The sequence below is a fragment of the Fructobacillus tropaeoli genome (assembly GCF_001047135.2).
Taxonomy (GTDB): domain Bacteria; phylum Bacillota; class Bacilli; order Lactobacillales; family Lactobacillaceae; genus Fructobacillus; species Fructobacillus tropaeoli.
This window is the reverse complement of sequence record NZ_DF968082.1, coordinates 59,184-74,583: the sequence shown is the minus strand read 5'-3', so window position 1 is coordinate 74,583 and position 15,400 is coordinate 59,184. Positions and strand designations below refer to the sequence as shown.

Below are 15,400 nucleotides of genomic sequence, written 5' to 3'. Positions count from 1 at the left end.
ATGATTGAATTTGAAAAGCCAGATATTCATAACATCGAAGAGGATGCCAACTACGGTAAGTTCATCGTGGAACCTCTGGAGCGTGGCTATGGTACGACTTTGGGTAACTCCCTTCGTCGTGTCTTGCTATCATCGCTTCCTGGCGTAGCGGTCAACACAGTCCAAATCGACGGTGTGGTCCACGAATTCTCAACCGTTGATGGTGTCGTAGAAGACGTGACCCAGTTGATTTTGAACTTGAAAAAAGTTGTTTTCGCTACGGACTCAGCTGAAGAGCACGCTTTGGAAATTGATGTTCAAGGACCAAAGGACGTTACTGCAGCTGATTTGACAGGATCAGCTGACATTGAAGTCTTGAACCCAGATTTGCATATTGCAACTTTGGCAGCTGGAAAGTCATTACACATGACCGTTACGGCTGTAAAGGGTCGGGGTTATTCTTCAGCTGAAGAAAACAAGCAATTACGTGATGAAATGCCAATCGGTGTTTTAACGGTTGATTCGATTTATACACCAATCGAACGAGTTAACTACCACGTTGAAAACAAGCGTGTTGGTTCTCGCGACGATTACGATAAGCTGACCATGGAAGTTTGGACTAACGGTTCAATCAAGCCAAGCGATGCTTTGAGTCTTGGTTCAAAGATTCTAACAGAACACTTGAACTTGTTCACGGATATTTCCCCTGTTGCCCAAGAGACTAAAGTCATGGTTGAAACGGAAAAGGCTACAAGTACTGCAGCTGATGCCGCTCCAATCGAAGATTTGGACTTGTCCGTTCGTTCATACAACTGCTTGAAGCGAGCAGGAATCAACACGATTGAAGAGTTGACTGATCGCTCAGAAGCCGACATGATGAAGGTCCGTAACTTAGGACGTAAGTCATTAGACGAAATTCAAGAGAAGTTGACCGAAATGGGCTTAGGCTTCCGTCAAGAAGATTAATATTCATCAAAAGTTTAGAAAAAGGAGGATTAACCGATGTCATACCGTAAGCTAGGCCGTACTTCATCACAACGTAAGGCAATGTTGCGTGACTTGACTACTGACTTGTTGATCAATGGTCGGATTCAAACTACTGAAGCCCGCGCCAAGGAAGTTCGCAAGACAGCTGACAAGATGATCACGCTTGGTAAGCACGCTGATTTGGCAGCCCGTCGTAAGGCCGCTAAGTTCGTGCGTAACGAAGTTGCTGATGTCAAGGAAGATGGCGACAACATTCGCGTACAAACTGCTTTGCAAAAGTTGTTTGAAGAAGTGGCACCACGTTTTGCAGAACGTAATGGTGGTTACACTCGCATCTTAAAGACTGTTCAACGTCGTGGCGACGCTGCACAAATGGTTATCTTGGAGTTAGTTGACTAATTGCTCGATAAGCAAAAAGCTCGAAACCTTAATTGGTTTCGAGCTTTTTTTATCAACTTCGTTTTTAAACTAAAAAAGGTGCAAGTCATTTCGAAAGAAAAGTTTTGCACCTTTTGTGTTGTTAAGTTTGACTGTCACCCAATGATTATCGCTTTGGACGACCATAGCGGAAGTAACGGAAGAACCCGTAAGCAGAACCAATTCCAGCGAAAAAGGATAGGTTAATGGCATGCTTTGCCCAGCGAGCAACTAGTCCCGCAGAACCATTGCGACCATAGGCGTTTGAGAGGCCATAGTTCTTACCAAGGGAAACGAAATAGCCGGGATTCTTTTGCTCCTTGGCGCTCTTACCATGGTCCTTTGCTAAACCTAATTGGTAAATCAGTCTGTTGATAATGATGTTACCAGCGTATTCGGCCGCTAGCGCTAATTGGGGTAGTCCTTCCTGATTGTTTTGAGTAAAGGCAGCGATGTTACCAGCCGCAAACACATTGGATAGTGGCACACCTTCTTCGGTGAGGACACGGAAGTGCTTATCGACGGTTAGCTGGCCATGATCGTTGATGGCAATTCCCCAACGATTAGAAATTGGTTCAACTTGTAAACCGGTTGCCCAGTAGACCTTGTCGGTTAATAGTTGCTGTCCGTCTAGCAGAGTTAGTCGATGCTTGGTCATCCCCAGTACCCGCGTATCATTCAAGACTTCAACACCTCGTCTCGTCAAAAAATCTTTTGCCTTTTGACTTAACTCAGGCTCTGTTAAGGCTGGCAAGAGAACTTGACTCGCATTAACCAAGGTCAATGTAATGCGCTCTGGGTCAATTTGGTGATGATTTTTAAAGCTTGCTAGTTCGGCCATTAGTTCGACCCCGCTTGGGCCACCACCAACAACTGTAATATTTAAGCTTTGCTCAGGATTGGTTTTTTGCTGTTCCAAAAATTCCTCTAAATCAGCTCGAACCGCCAATGCCCCATCAAATGAGTTAAATAATGTGGCGTGTTCGACAACACCTGGAATACCAAAGGCAGAACCGATACTACCAGTTGTTAAAATCAGATAGTCATAGTGGTAATCGTTTTTCTTAGTCATCAATAGGTGATGGTTAAAGTTGATATCGTCAACTCGTTGGTTGATAAAGGTGACGTTTTTGTCGTTTTTAAAAAGCTGGTAGAGGTCGTAACGAGCACTTTCAATGGGAACAGTATTAACGGCAATCTGTGGTAAAACGCTTTGTAAGGTCATCGCGTCGCTGCCATCATTAAAAAGCAGAACTTGGTGATCAGTTCTGCGGAGTTTGCGGGCTAACCGCTTAGCAATGTAAACGCCAGATAATCCTGCTCCGACGATTGCAATGGTTTTTTTGGACATTCATGGATCCCTTTTTTCCTCTATTTCGACCTATTATACACAGGTTTTTTACAAAAATGCAGGTAATGTGGAATATACTGGCATATATTAGAATTAATTCGAAAAATATTCAAAATACAGATGGGAAATCAGCCAACACTACTGATTTTTTAACCGCTTGGGGCCAAAACAAAACCGCTTAGCGGGGATTGCGAGACAGCAAACTAAGATATGGTTAGAATAAAGACGTTGGAGGAGAGACAAATGATTTTAAAAGCGATTAACTTAAGTCAATGCTATGGCAGCTTTGAGGCTGTTAAGCAAATAAATTTATCAATACAAAAGGGTTCCTTAACGGCCCTGCTCGGACCAAACGGTGCCGGTAAATCGACCACGATGCGAATGCTGACGGGTTTGGATCAAGCAGCCGGTGGAGAAGTCGTTTACGCAGAAAAGACCAAGATTGGTGTTGTCTTTCAGAACAGTGTCCTAGACGGGGAATTAACTGTTCATGAAAACCTGGCAATTCGGGCTGCCCAGTACAAGGGGGTTCCCACAGATCGAATAGAGATCTTAATCCACGATTTAGGACTAACGTCCTTTGCTGATCAACGTTATGGGACATTATCCGGTGGCCAAAAACGACGGGTTGATATTGCCAGGGCATTGCTGAACAAGCCGGATATTCTTTTCTTAGATGAACCGACGACCGGCTTGGATATCCAGACAAGGCGGGCAATTTGGCACTTGTTAGCGGACTTACAGAAAAAAGACCAGCTCACGATTGTTTTGACGACGCATTACTTGGATGAAACGGACCAGGCTGATCAAGTTTATATCATCGATCACGGCCAGGTGATTGCCAGTGGGTCCTCAAAGGAAATTAAACATCAGTATGCGCCGAGTCAATTGCGCTTGGAGGTCCAGAAGGATGGAGCAGAACGGTTGTTGAGCCAGGGATATGACTTTGAGAGCAACCAAGGCGAGGGCCAGTTACTGATCAAGGGACTAACGGCTAGCGAAGTGATTGCCTTGCTGAGTCAAAATAAAGACGTCGTGACTGATTTTGAATACTTACAAGGCACAATGGACGATGCCTTTATCGCCTTAACCGGGCAGGAGGTGCGCTAATGTTTGCCCTAATGAAACGAAACCAATTATTGTATTTCCGTAACCGCAGTGGTGTGGTGATGTCCTTGATGGGCGCTTTGATTTCCTTTATTCTTTACATTGTTTTCCTGAAGAAGGGGATTAGTTCGGATTGGACCGGTGTTCCCCATAAAAATAAGCTCCTTGATACTTGGTTGATTGGTGGAACTCTGGCCATTACGGGCGTCACAACGACGCTGACAGCCCTCTCACAGCTGGTGAAGGACAAGGAGACCCATGTCAGTGCGGACCTCTTCTTGACGGACACCAAGCCAATTGTCCGTCGTGCTGCCTATCTTTTGAGTGCAGCGGTTGTGGGCTTCTTGATGCAGGTAGCAGTATTTGCAGTGATGGCGGTTTACTTTATTATCGTTGATGGTATGAGTTTGACGGTTGAAAGCTTGGTGGGCCTCGTTTGGGTCATGCTGTTAAGCGCTGTTCTATCAACGATTATGAATGCCTTGATTCTGAACCGAATTGAAACGGTCGATAATTTGTCAAAGGTGGCAACGATTGTCGGGACTGCCAGTGGCTTTTTGGTCGGCGGTTATATTCCAATCGGCTCCTTGCCTGATTTTGCCCAGACATTGATGAAGCTGACCCCGAGCTTCTATGTGGCGACACTTTTCCGTCAGGTACTGATGAACAAGACAATTTCATCCTCTTTTGCCGGACAGAGCACGGTCATTAAGAGCTTTGACCAAGAAATGGGCATTCGGGCTCAATGGGGCCACTTGTTGACGGGGCTGGAAAGCAACCTAGTTGTGTTAGGATTAATAGGAATCGGTTGTCTCTTATTATTGGCACAGGTTCTGCATGACGGTGGGAGCCGGGCGAAGACTAAATAAAATTTGTTGGAGAAGCTTAGTGGAAGTTCATTTTCGAAAAAATCAGCAAATGAAAGTTGACCAGGTGGAGGTCACGGTAGAAGCGGTAGAAACTACCCAAGAGGTGACCAACTTGTTAGCTTATTTGCGACGCTACCAATCGAGAGAAGTAGCTAATTCAGACACATCGCTAAAATCGTCTGTCGTAATGGCTGACCAATCCCTGTTGGCGGATTCACAGGAGCCCACGGCCCAGCCAGCAAATTCAAACTCGGATGAGAGTGGTGACCACTCGGCGCCTTCTGCCAAACAGGCAACGACCGCCCAATCCGGTATTCTCTCGGTCAAAACGGCCGATGAAATTATTTTGTTGAAGGTCGCCGACCTGATTTTGATTGATGTGGAAGCCGGTCAGCTCGTGATTACGACTACAAACCGGCAGGTTTTGGCGAAGGAGCGGTTAGGACATTTTGTTGACCGGTTGGGTCAGGCGAACTTTGTTCAAATTTCCAAGCACTCCGTGATTAACCTCGACCACTTGCAATCGCTGTCAAACAGCTTTTCTGGCAATATGACGGCGGAATTGGCTGGTGGCAATCAAGCTTTAGTCAGCCGGCGTTATGTGAAGGCCCTGATGGCCCACTTAGGCTTATAGGAGACAAAATGAAGAAAATATTCTTAAAAATAATTCGTGGTATGGAATATGGTTCGTTAACCTATTTACTGGCCCTGCTGGTTTCTGTCCAGACAATTGAAATCACAACAAAGGATATCGTTGGCGTCTTGCTGATGAGTGCTGCGATTGGCCTATTAACTTTGATTGTTACCATTGACCGCCTATCTTATTTGGCGGCCATTATCATTCATCTGTTGGGGACCTTTGCCTTGGTCGTCCTTACTGACCGGTTGACGGGTGTCTTTCATGGTATCTTAAACCTGAACTTTTGGTTGATTTTTGTGACCGCCTACTTGGTGATCTGGTTGATTATCAAGGTTGACCAGCAGACGCAGGTTGACCGAATCAACGCCGCCTTGAAAAAGGCGCAAACAAAATGAACTCCGCGCTTCACGAAAAGCTTAAGGGCTGCCGCCTAAGGATTGAATAACAAGTCGACCAGAATGGTCGGCTTTTTTAGTAGCGCTCGTCAACTATCTCAGTCAAACAAAAATTGGTTCATTTCAAACTTGTTGCCAAGCAAGGCACCGCGACCGGCCCTTAGCCTACAAATATGGTAAAATGTTTGATAATGACAAACGCAATTACAATTAACAATTTGACTTATGGGTACCCAGACCAGGACCCACTCTTTCATGATTTTGACGTCGAAGTCCAAGAGGGCCAGTGGCTGTCGATTGTCGGCCATAACGGATCGGGGAAATCGACGCTCGCCAAGCTAATCCTGGGCCTCTTAGAAGCCAACAGTGGTACGATTAGTATCTTTGGTCAGCAACTGACCGTTGAGACACTGGCAGAAGCCCGTGCCCAGGTGGGGATGGTTTTTCAAAACCCAGATAACCAGTTTGTCGGCGCTACCGTCGCCGATGATGTTGCCTTTGGCCTGGAAAACCGCCAGGTACCGTCTGAGGAAATGCCGAAGATGATTGAGGCAGCCCTGAAGCAGGTGGGGATGGCTGATTTTGCCGACCGGGAACCACACACGCTCTCGGGTGGCCAGAAGCAGCGAGTCGCTTTGGCATCCGTCTTGGCCCTGAAGCCCAAAGTGATTATTTTAGATGAAGCAACAGCCATGCTCGACCCAGCCGGGAAGAGTGCTGTTTTGCAGACTTTAAAGGACCTGAAAAATCAGTATCAGGACCAATTAACCCTCATCGTCATCACTCACGATATGGCGGAGGCCGCCTTGGCAGACCGCGTGGTCGTCATCAATGACGGTCAGTTAGCCTTTGACGAACGACCACAGGACCTCTTTGTCCAGGGGCAGGCACTCAAAGAGCTTGGTTTAGACCAACCGTTTGAGTCTCAACTAGCTCAAGCCCTGCCAAAGGCACCTAACCAGTATTTAACGAAGCAGGAGTTGGCAGCATGGCTATCAACATTGAAGGATTAAGCTTTCATTATGGCGCCGGGAAAAATGTAAAGCAGATTCTCGACGATATCAATTTAACGGTTGAACCCGGTCAGATTACCGCCATTGTCGGCCAAACTGGTTCGGGCAAGTCAACCTTGGTTCAACACCTGAATGCGCTCTTGTTGCCAAGCGGTGGACAAGTCGTGGTTGGCGACCAAGTTGTCACCAGCAAGACCAAGGAAAAGGCGTTGGGACCAGTCCGCGCGCAAGTGGGAATGGTTTTCCAATTTCCGGAAAATCAGCTCTTCGCCAGCACAGTTTTAGAGGATGTCATGTACGGTCCTAAGAACTTTGGCAAGAATGACGAGGAGGCGGAAGCTCTCGCGAAAAAAGCATTAATCCAGGTTGGCCTGAAGGAAGAATTTTGGCAGCACTCGCCCTTTGACCTTTCGGGTGGACAAATGCGCCGGGTGGCACTGGCAGGTGTCTTAGCGATGGACCCACAGGCCATGGTTTTTGATGAGCCAGCTGCCGGTCTCGACCCCAAGGGCCAAGAGGAACTTTTGGATTTGCTGCAGGAGTTAAAGGCTGCCCAGAAGACGGTGGTCCTGATTTCTCACCAGATGGACCAGGTGCTAGCGCTCGCAGACCAAGTGGTCGTGATGCAAGACGGCCGCGTGGCGGCCATCGAAGCCCCCGACCAGCTTTTTTTGCGTGACCGACAATGGTTCTTGGACCACGCCTTAGACTTGCCGGAGCCAGTGGCTTTCGCCAAGGACCTCGAAGACCATGGTTATCATTTTGACCATTTGCCAAAATCAGTGGCGGACTTGGCCGAGCAAATTAAGGTCCAGGTCAATTGGGACCGGGTGACCGTGCCAAATTCTTTGACGGGAGGTGACCGAGATGAATAACCTCGTGATTGGTCAATTTATTCCTGGCAAAGCCTGGCTTTACCGGGTTGATCCCAGAACCAAAATTTTGGTCACGGTAGTCTATGTCTTTCTCTTAATTTTTGCCAATACCTGGCCGGCCTATGCCCTTGCCACTTTGTTTTTGGCCCTAACGCTGGTCTTAACGGGTCAAAGCCTGGGGCTTTATTGGCGGGGGATTAAGCCCGTGATGTGGCTCATTATCTTTACCGTCTGCCTTCAGCTCTTCTTTACTGGTGGCACGCCCGTCTTGTTCCACTGGCAGTTCTTAAAAATTACGTTGCCGGGCTTGATTAACGCCCTCTATGTAGTTTTGCGCTTTGTGCTGATTGTCCTGATGTCAACGGCCCTAACGCTGACAACACCGCCAACGGCCATTGCCAGTGCCATCGAGTCGCTCTTAAAGCCCTTGAAGGCGATTAAGGTACCAGTTGCTGAACTGGCCTTGATGCTTTCGATTGCCTTGCGTTTTGTGCCATTGCTGATGCTGGAAACGGATAAGGTGATGAAGGCACAAAAGTCGCGGGGGATGTCACTGTCTACTGGATCACTTATCAAGCGGTCGAAGGCCGTTTTGCCCTTGTTGATTCCGCTCTTTATTGGGGCCTTGCAACGGGCACTGGACTTAGCCAATGCCATGGAAGTTCGTGGTTTTGAATCTGCGGATAACCGGACACGGTACCGGGTCTTATCCTTTAGCAAGCAAGACTTAGTGGCTGCTTTGGGTACTGGACTGTTTGTCCTTCTTTTTATCGGATTACTATGGATCAATTAAACAACATTAGCAGGAAGGGAGCCGCCGATGCCGCGTTATCGTGCGATTGTCGCTTACGACGGGTCTGATTTTTTAGGCTTTCAAGTACAAAGTAAAAATGGGGTGGAACGCCACCGCACAGTTCAGGGGGAATTAATCAAGGCCGTCAACCAGATGGGCAAGAATCCTGCTGAACGAATTAAGGTTGTCGGGGCCTCACGGACCGATACTGGTGTTCACGCCAATGGTCAGGTCGTTCACTTCGACCTGCCTTTTAATATTCCGGGTGAGGGCGTCCGCAAGGGGCTAAACACCATTTTGCCCAGGGACATTTTGATTAAGCAGGTAGACCAGGTCTCAGACGACTTCCATGCCCGCTTTGCTTCCCATCAGAAGCGTTATTACTACCGGGTTTCGACCCAAGACTATGTGGATCCCTTTAAGCGCCGGTATACCGGTCACTTCCACTGGCATTTGGACCCGAAACGGATTGAGCAGGCCATGCCTGATTTGATTGGCGAACACGATTTTGCCACCTTTGCTGCTTCAGGCAATCAGACGGCGACAACCGTGCGGACCATCACGAAGGCCGAAATTGAGGTCAAAGAAGACGAGCACGAACTGGTCTTTACCTTCGAGGGCAACGCCTTCTTGTATAACCAGATTCGCATTATGGTTGGCGTTTTGCTGGAAATCGGCACGGGCCGCCGGCCGGTTGATGCCATTCCTGCTTTGATTGCTGCCAAGGACCGTGAGCAGGCGCGCTACACAGCGCCCGCAGCCGGTTTATATTTGGATGAAGTAGCGTATAATAGTTTGTGAGTTAGGATAATTTTTCGCTTTAAAAAATCAGCTTGCGCTTTTGCAGGTTGATTAGGTGATGGTAGTCGACACACGGAGGTTAACATGACATTATTTGAGGAATATATTCAGGCTGCTCGGGGACTGATTTTTGTGGCAACGGCCAAGGATGATCAACCAAGCCTGCGGATTATGGGCTTTGCGGCTGATCCGGACCGCCCCAATGTTTGGTACCTGGTTTCACAACCAGATACGGCGAAGATTGCCGATTTGGACCAAAATGCCAAGGTGGCTATCATGACGCCTTTGAATGAAAACGGTGCCCGAATCGAATCCAACCAGGTGACGATGGTGCGTTCCAAGAAGACTTGGCAGGATGTGCAATCTTACTTTACCAACCCTGTTTTCTTGAAGAACCACCCACACCCTGAAGAAGAAGTGTTGTTGGAATTAACCTTTAGGTCTGCTCGTTTAGCCGCCTATGCCGGTACTGAAGTGGTAACTTTTGCTTAATTAGCGGGCGATAGCCTGCAGCCAAGCAGTAACGGTGTTAGTAGCGAAGGCCAGGCGATTAATCGTAATCTTTTTTACCTTTAAATTGAAACAACAAAAAGCCCCAACCGATGAATCACGGTTGGGGCTCCTTTTTATCAGTGCTGCCAGTGAACTGAAAAGTTTAATGAGGAGAAGTAGGGTCGTGGCTAGGCCGACGGTTTGCTAATGGGGATGACGGGGAGAAGAGTATGGGACTCCAATTTGTCTTTGTTAGCAAACTGGGCAGCATTCGGGTAGCCAGTGTTCTTAATTATTGAATCTGAATTTTGTCGATAGCAGAAGTAAACCAATGCACACCCACATTACTCAGCATGTTTTTTTGCGATATCTACCTGCTTCATCAGGATGTGCTTAGCACTGGTATTTGTAATCGGTGTGCTTGGTTGAGCGACCTTGGTGGGGGCTTGCTGTTGCTGCTGTAAGGGGTTAGGCCCAACTGAAGCAATGGCGGTGTTACCACCGAGGACGATTAAGCTCATTAAGGCGATAAAAATCCAGAAGGGTTTTGTTTTCCATATATCTCTAAGATGTAGCATACGGATTCCTCCTATAAAGGTACTATAACACGACGGTGACTTGTTTGTCACATTAAATTAAATACTTTGTAACATAACGTTGAACATTAGAATTTTTTGGGCTCTTTTCTGAAGCAAATGAGCTTGAATAGAACTGATTTTTTTGATGGAAAATCAGCAAGAAAATCGGGAAAATAATTGACAGTGCCGGCCTTAATGGATATAATAGTTGTTGGTATTGTTTACCTCACGATAAGCCCCGGAAACTTATTGTAAAAGTTAGGTAAGGAACGACCTAACATGTAAACAACTAATCAAAGGAGCGCGCCATGCGTACAACATTTTTAGCAAAGCCTAGCGAAATCGAAAAGAAGTGGTACATTATTGATGCCAAGGACGTCGTTTTGGGACGTTTGTCAACAGTAGTTGCTTCTATTTTGCGCGGTAAGAACAAGCCAACTTTCACACCTAACGTTGATATGGGTGACAACGTCATCATCATCAATGCTGGTGAAGTAAAGTTGACTGGTAAGAAAGCAACTGACAAGATTTACTACCATCACTCAAACCACCCAGGTGGATTGAAGGAACGTACTGCCGGTAACTACCGTCAATATGATCCAGAAAAGTTGTTGGAATTGTCAATCAAGGGTATGTTGCCTAAGACATCTTTGGGACGTAAGCAAGGCTTGAACTTGCACGTATACGCTGGAGCAGACCACAACCATGCTGCCCAGAAGCCTGAAGTACTTGACATCAACAAGTTGGTCTAAGAAAGGAGTGCCGATAATATGACTGCAGCAGTACAATATGCCGGAACTGGTCGTCGTAAGAACTCAGTTGCTCGGGTCCGTTTGGTTCCTGGTAACGGTGCCATCACTATGAATGGCAAGTCAATCGAAGACTACATTCCTTTCCCTAACTTGCGTGAAGTTGTTTTGCAACCATTCAACGCTACAGATACATTGGGTAACTATGACGTTTTGGTTAACGTTAATGGTGGTGGTTTCTCTGGTCAAGCCGGAGCCACTCGTCACGGTATCGCCCGTGCCTTGCTCGTTGTTGACCCAGACTTCCGTCCTGCATTGAAGCAAGCTGGTCTTTTGACCCGTGATGCTCGTATGAAGGAACGTAAGAAGCCAGGTTTGAAGAAGGCCCGTAAGGCTTCACAATTCTCAAAGCGTTAATCTTTACATTATCGTTTTACGAGAACATGGAAAAGCACCAACCGCAATCGGTTGGTGCTTTTTTTGTGTTTAACACGTAGACAGCCGATTTCTTTGGGACTAAAGCAATTAACAGTTTTGTTCTTTTATTTTTTCAGCCTAGGACCAGTGCTTTTTTGAATCAAAATAACAACGGCTATTGAAACAACCATCGATAATAAAAGGATTGGTAATTTTCCAAAAATGGGGTAACCACCAACTAAAATAACACTTCCTAGAGGGGCTGCGACCGTTAACACGCTATTTAATACGCCTAATATGATGCTAAGAGACTTGGAATCGCTATTTTTCATTAGCAGTGCGTATAATTTTGGGTTCACCTTTCCTGTGATATACGTAATGGAAAAAGCTGCTATTAAGATCAGCAATACATTGAGGTTTAATAATAGGACAACGTATAGCAAGAAGATAATGCTGGCGGCCAGGGTAATTAACGTTTTAATGCTGGCCTTTTTGAGAATGTCGTTAACCGTAATGGATCCCAAAATACTGCCTAAAACAAAGGTGATATTGATTAGCAGAATGGTTGTACCAAAACTAAACGGCGAGACCGTCGGATTGTCTAAGATATATAAGTTTAAAATACCATCAATACTAGTACCTAAGGCATTAACTAAAATAATCGATAGTAAAATGTTAAAAATCGGGACTTCGGTTATGTCGGAAAATAAGTTAAGTACCGCCCGAATTTTTATTTTGTGATTGTCACCATCCTCTACATTTTTTTCTTCATATGTCAGATACTTACGATGAATAAATAAAATAAAGGCAGAAATCAGGAAGGTGATGGCATTGATGATACTTCCCACCACGTAGTTATGAGTAGCCATAATATAACTAACACCAATCGCTTGACCGACTGGTTCAATAATTAAGGAAATACTCTGGTACATACCCATCGCCTGTTGTTGATTTTCTCCGGAAACCTTATTTTGAATAATTGGCATCTTCATTAAACTAATGACGATGCCAATAATATCCGACAAGAGGTTAACGAGAATCGCAACGGCAATGTATTGATCTGTTGTAAAAAAGAGAATAGCTAGTAATACAAAGAATAGACTTTGAGTTAAGGTCAGAAGAATAACCCACTTGGTTTTATTTCTGATACCGCCTGAAATTCTGCCAAGAAAAATGGAAGTAATGCCAGGTAGGACTGTTGCGATTGATACTAATGAAACCCAAAAAGATGGCATTTTGGTATTTTTGGCCATTAGTAGCAGAACAATATTAAAGAAACTAATACCAATAACCTGGAAAAATGTACTTAGACTCAACCCTCTAAATGCTTTATTTCGTAATAAATTAATCATGATTTATACCTCTTAAAACCAAAAAACTATTTTCCATTCTATCTTCTCTGCTTGATTAAAATGTTTCTATTATTCTATCATCTAACTGTAATAAAAAAATAGAAAATATTGATTTTAAAATCATTTAGATTGAAATAATCAATCTGAAAATCATGGTATTTAAAGAATATTTTGGGATAGTTGAGTGTAAAAATAAATGATTTTATGTTTTATTCTAAACAAAACGGCCACCAAAATTTAGGGATTCAATGTCATGTACCCTTTTCGATGTCATTTTGCGCCTTTTGACATCGAAGATATCATTTAGGGTTGATTAGCTTGATGAACTCGGTCTGGATACGTATGATCAATTCTTTTCAACAATTGATCGGTTTTAGGAACTAGTAGAGAACTCACTAATCCCATTAGAACCTGTGCTACCATGACCGTGACCTACGATTCCGAAATTTGCCCATAATAAAACCCCAGAATTTTGCTTTAATTCTGAGGTCCATATCATTTATTTATCCATTCAACGATGTAAGCTTAGTCAGCTGACAATGCATCGATTGGGTTCAACTTAGAAGCTCGACGGGCTGGCAGCATAGCGGCCAACAATGAAATCAAGATTGCTAAGACGAACGCAGTTGTCACGTTGCCGGCAGTAATTTGAACGAAGGCATAGTCGGCAGTACCCTTCAAAGCAGCGTTGACACCAGCTTCGGCCAGGAATGCCAAACCAGTTGCAAAGACTGCTGAAATCAGACCAGTGATCAATGATTCAGTGATGAACAACCATTGGATGTCACCCTTTGATTCACCAATGGCACGGAGAATTCCGATTTCCTTGGTCCGGGCTGAAACTGACATGTACATTGTCACGATAATCATCAATGCTGAAACAATCAATGAGATACCGGCGATGGTTGCCAAAACGTTAGTTGCCAAGTTGACGTAAGTTTGAGCTTGGTCGATGATGCTCATAACAGAAGAAGTCTTGTAAAGGCGGTTAGAAGAACCATCCTTGATTTTGTCAATCTTCTTCGTGGTTGCCTTGACGTTGTCCATATCATCAACCTTCAAATTCAATGAAGTTGGGGCAGTTGATAAGCCAGACTTTTCCATAGCAGCTTGCATAGTCTTTGTGCTGGTAAATCCTTGTGGAATACCTTGGCTGTTAGCCTTTGTTACACCAGAAATCTTAGCAGTGAATGTCACTGGAGTAGCGGATTGTCCGTTTTGGACTTGGTAAGTCATCGTGACTTCCTTGCCAATAGCATCCTTGTAGTTGCTGAAGCCAAGACGCTTTGTCACGGTTGTTTCGTCTAAGAGCACTTCGTTGGCCTTCGGTGCGTTACCGGCCTTGATTGAGTCGGTCGTGTCTTCTGAAGTCCAGTTCTTCAATGAGGTAACGGTTGCTGATTTACCATTATAAGTCGTATTGACGTTGGTAGCACTATAAGAGTTTTCAACCTTTGACACGTGGGAAGTGTCTTTGATTTGCTTGATTTGGTCAGCAGTAAAGGCTTCCTTGCTACCACCACCAAGAAGAGCGGCAGCGTTTGACTCGCCGTCAGTTTCTTTATTATAACGAGAAACGGTGACTGACTGTGGGTTGGCTACCTTGGCAATCTGATCACCAATATAGCCGGAAATTCCATTTCCAAGTCCTGAGAACAAGACCACGGCAAACAACCCGATGGCAGTTCCCAAGATAATCAATGAGTTGTGCTTGATGTTGTACTTAAAGTGCTTAGCGGCTGTTCGCACACTAGCCATCAAAGGCAATGGGCGAGAACCAAGCATTTCTTTATCGGCCGTTTCAAAGGCAGGCTTGAGACGTTCGTCAGACTCGATTTGACCATCAGCCAAACGCACAATTCGCGTACCGGCATCGGCAACGGCCTGTGAGTGGGTAACGGTAATCACCAAACGACCTTCTTTGGCGATGTCGTTTAATAATTCCAATACTTCGAGCGTATTTTCAGCATCCAAGGCACCAGTTGGTTCATCGGCAATGATGACTTTAGGATCAGAGGCCAAGGCACGGGCGATAGCCACTCGTTGCTTCTGTCCACCAGACAGCTGATTTGGATACTGTTTGATTTGCTTTTCTAGGCCAACCTTTTGCAAGAGTTCTTTAGCTCGGTCTTCACGTTCCTTCTTGTTTAACGTCGTCATGTCTAATGAAACTAAGACGTTGTCTAAGACGGACAGGTGTGAAACCAGGTTATAGGACTGGTAAATGTAGCCAATCGTTTCTCGACGGTAACGATCCAATTCCTTTTCTTGCTTGTGGTCGAGCAACTTGCCCTTGACCAAAACTTCACCAGAGAAATTACGATCTAGCCCACCAATGATGTTCATCAATGTTGACTTACCACCACCTGATTCACCCAGGATGGAAACGAAGTCACCAAGGTCGAAGTTTAAATCGATGCCTTTTAAGACCGGAAATTCTTCCTTTCCGAGGAAATAGGATTTCCTAATGTTCTTTAATTCTAAATATGCCATACGTGTCCTTTCACAATAAACTTTAATATTGCTAAGCTATATTAAACCTTTTATTGAAAATAAAGTCAACCTATAATAAAATAAATTATCGA

17 protein-coding genes are annotated in these 15,400 nt (G+C 45.2%); 13 read left to right on the top strand and 4 right to left on the bottom strand.

Annotation, left to right across the window (positions count from 1 at the left end; all coding sequences use genetic code 11):
- Positions 1-945 (top strand): DNA-directed RNA polymerase subunit alpha, encoded by a 945-nt coding sequence (locus AOQ32_RS05230; RefSeq protein WP_047975004.1) that lies wholly within the window; start codon positions 1-3, stop codon positions 943-945.
- A 36-nt stretch (positions 946-981) separates the two neighbouring features.
- Positions 982-1,365 (top strand): 50S ribosomal protein L17, encoded by a 384-nt coding sequence (gene rplQ, locus AOQ32_RS05225; RefSeq protein ID WP_047975003.1) that lies wholly within the window; start codon positions 982-984, stop codon positions 1,363-1,365.
- Positions 1,366-1,510: 145 nt separating this feature from the next.
- Here rplQ and AOQ32_RS05220 read toward each other — a convergent pair whose 3' ends face one another.
- Positions 1,511-2,734 (bottom strand): NAD(P)/FAD-dependent oxidoreductase, encoded by a 1,224-nt coding sequence (locus tag AOQ32_RS05220; RefSeq protein ID WP_059393916.1) that lies wholly within the window; start codon positions 2,732-2,734, stop codon positions 1,511-1,513.
- Positions 2,735-2,977: 243 nt separating this feature from the next.
- Between AOQ32_RS05220 and AOQ32_RS05215 the strand changes: the two genes are divergently transcribed.
- The 9 genes from AOQ32_RS05215 to AOQ32_RS05175 all read left to right on the top strand — a co-directional run bounded on the left by AOQ32_RS05215 (position 2,978) and on the right by AOQ32_RS05175 (position 9,719).
- The gene (locus tag AOQ32_RS05215) at positions 2,978-3,844 is read left to right on the top strand and encodes an ABC transporter ATP-binding protein (RefSeq protein ID WP_059393915.1); all 867 of its coding nucleotides are present in this window, start codon (positions 2,978-2,980) and stop codon (positions 3,842-3,844) included.
- Positions 3,844-4,710, top strand: a complete 867-nt coding sequence (locus AOQ32_RS05210) for an ABC transporter permease (RefSeq protein ID WP_059393914.1) — start codon at positions 3,844-3,846, stop codon at positions 4,708-4,710. The genes AOQ32_RS05215 and AOQ32_RS05210 overlap by 1 nt, the downstream gene beginning before the upstream one ends.
- A gap of 19 nt (positions 4,711-4,729) precedes the next feature.
- Complete coding sequence (locus AOQ32_RS05205; protein ID WP_239061187.1) at positions 4,730-5,344, top strand: LytTR family DNA-binding domain-containing protein; 615 nt, start codon at positions 4,730-4,732, stop codon at positions 5,342-5,344.
- Positions 5,345-5,352: 8 nt separating this feature from the next.
- Positions 5,353-5,745, top strand: a complete 393-nt coding sequence (locus AOQ32_RS05200; protein WP_059393913.1) for a DUF3021 domain-containing protein — start codon at positions 5,353-5,355, stop codon at positions 5,743-5,745.
- Between the two features lie 191 nt (positions 5,746-5,936).
- Positions 5,937-6,758: an energy-coupling factor transporter ATPase gene (locus tag AOQ32_RS05195; RefSeq protein ID WP_059393912.1), complete on the top strand. Its 822-nt coding sequence runs from the start codon at positions 5,937-5,939 to the stop codon at positions 6,756-6,758.
- Positions 6,734-7,633, top strand: coding sequence for an energy-coupling factor transporter ATPase (locus AOQ32_RS05190; RefSeq protein WP_059393911.1), 900 nt, complete (start codon positions 6,734-6,736; stop codon positions 7,631-7,633). Before AOQ32_RS05195 ends, AOQ32_RS05190 begins: the two co-directional genes overlap by 25 nt.
- Positions 7,626-8,426, top strand: a complete 801-nt coding sequence (locus AOQ32_RS05185; protein WP_059393910.1) for an energy-coupling factor transporter transmembrane component T family protein — start codon at positions 7,626-7,628, stop codon at positions 8,424-8,426. Before AOQ32_RS05190 ends, AOQ32_RS05185 begins: the two co-directional genes overlap by 8 nt.
- A gap of 27 nt (positions 8,427-8,453) precedes the next feature.
- Complete coding sequence (truA, locus tag AOQ32_RS05180) at positions 8,454-9,227, top strand: tRNA pseudouridine(38-40) synthase TruA (protein WP_059393909.1); 774 nt, start codon at positions 8,454-8,456, stop codon at positions 9,225-9,227.
- Between the two features lie 84 nt (positions 9,228-9,311).
- The gene (locus tag AOQ32_RS05175; protein ID WP_059393908.1) at positions 9,312-9,719 is read left to right on the top strand and encodes a pyridoxamine 5'-phosphate oxidase family protein; all 408 of its coding nucleotides are present in this window, start codon (positions 9,312-9,314) and stop codon (positions 9,717-9,719) included.
- A gap of 344 nt (positions 9,720-10,063) precedes the next feature.
- Here AOQ32_RS05175 and AOQ32_RS05170 read toward each other — a convergent pair whose 3' ends face one another.
- Complete coding sequence (locus tag AOQ32_RS05170) at positions 10,064-10,297, bottom strand: hypothetical protein (RefSeq protein ID WP_059393907.1); 234 nt, start codon at positions 10,295-10,297, stop codon at positions 10,064-10,066.
- A gap of 308 nt (positions 10,298-10,605) precedes the next feature.
- On the opposite strand from AOQ32_RS05170, the gene rplM reads away from it, so the two are divergent.
- Positions 10,606-11,049, top strand: coding sequence for a 50S ribosomal protein L13 (rplM, locus tag AOQ32_RS05165; protein WP_059393906.1), 444 nt, complete (start codon positions 10,606-10,608; stop codon positions 11,047-11,049).
- An 18-nt stretch (positions 11,050-11,067) separates the two neighbouring features.
- Complete coding sequence (gene rpsI / locus AOQ32_RS05160; RefSeq protein WP_059393905.1) at positions 11,068-11,463, top strand: 30S ribosomal protein S9; 396 nt, start codon at positions 11,068-11,070, stop codon at positions 11,461-11,463.
- 125 nt (positions 11,464-11,588) lie between these two features.
- Here rpsI and AOQ32_RS05155 read toward each other — a convergent pair whose 3' ends face one another.
- Together AOQ32_RS05155 and AOQ32_RS05150 are read right to left on the bottom strand one after the other, a co-directional pair.
- The gene (locus AOQ32_RS05155; RefSeq protein WP_059393904.1) at positions 11,589-12,815 is read right to left on the bottom strand and encodes an MFS transporter; all 1,227 of its coding nucleotides are present in this window, start codon (positions 12,813-12,815) and stop codon (positions 11,589-11,591) included.
- 525 nt (positions 12,816-13,340) lie between these two features.
- Positions 13,341-15,308: an ABC transporter ATP-binding protein/permease gene (locus tag AOQ32_RS05150; protein ID WP_059393903.1), complete on the bottom strand. Its 1,968-nt coding sequence runs from the start codon at positions 15,306-15,308 to the stop codon at positions 13,341-13,343.
- Positions 15,309-15,400: the final 92 nt, after the last annotated feature.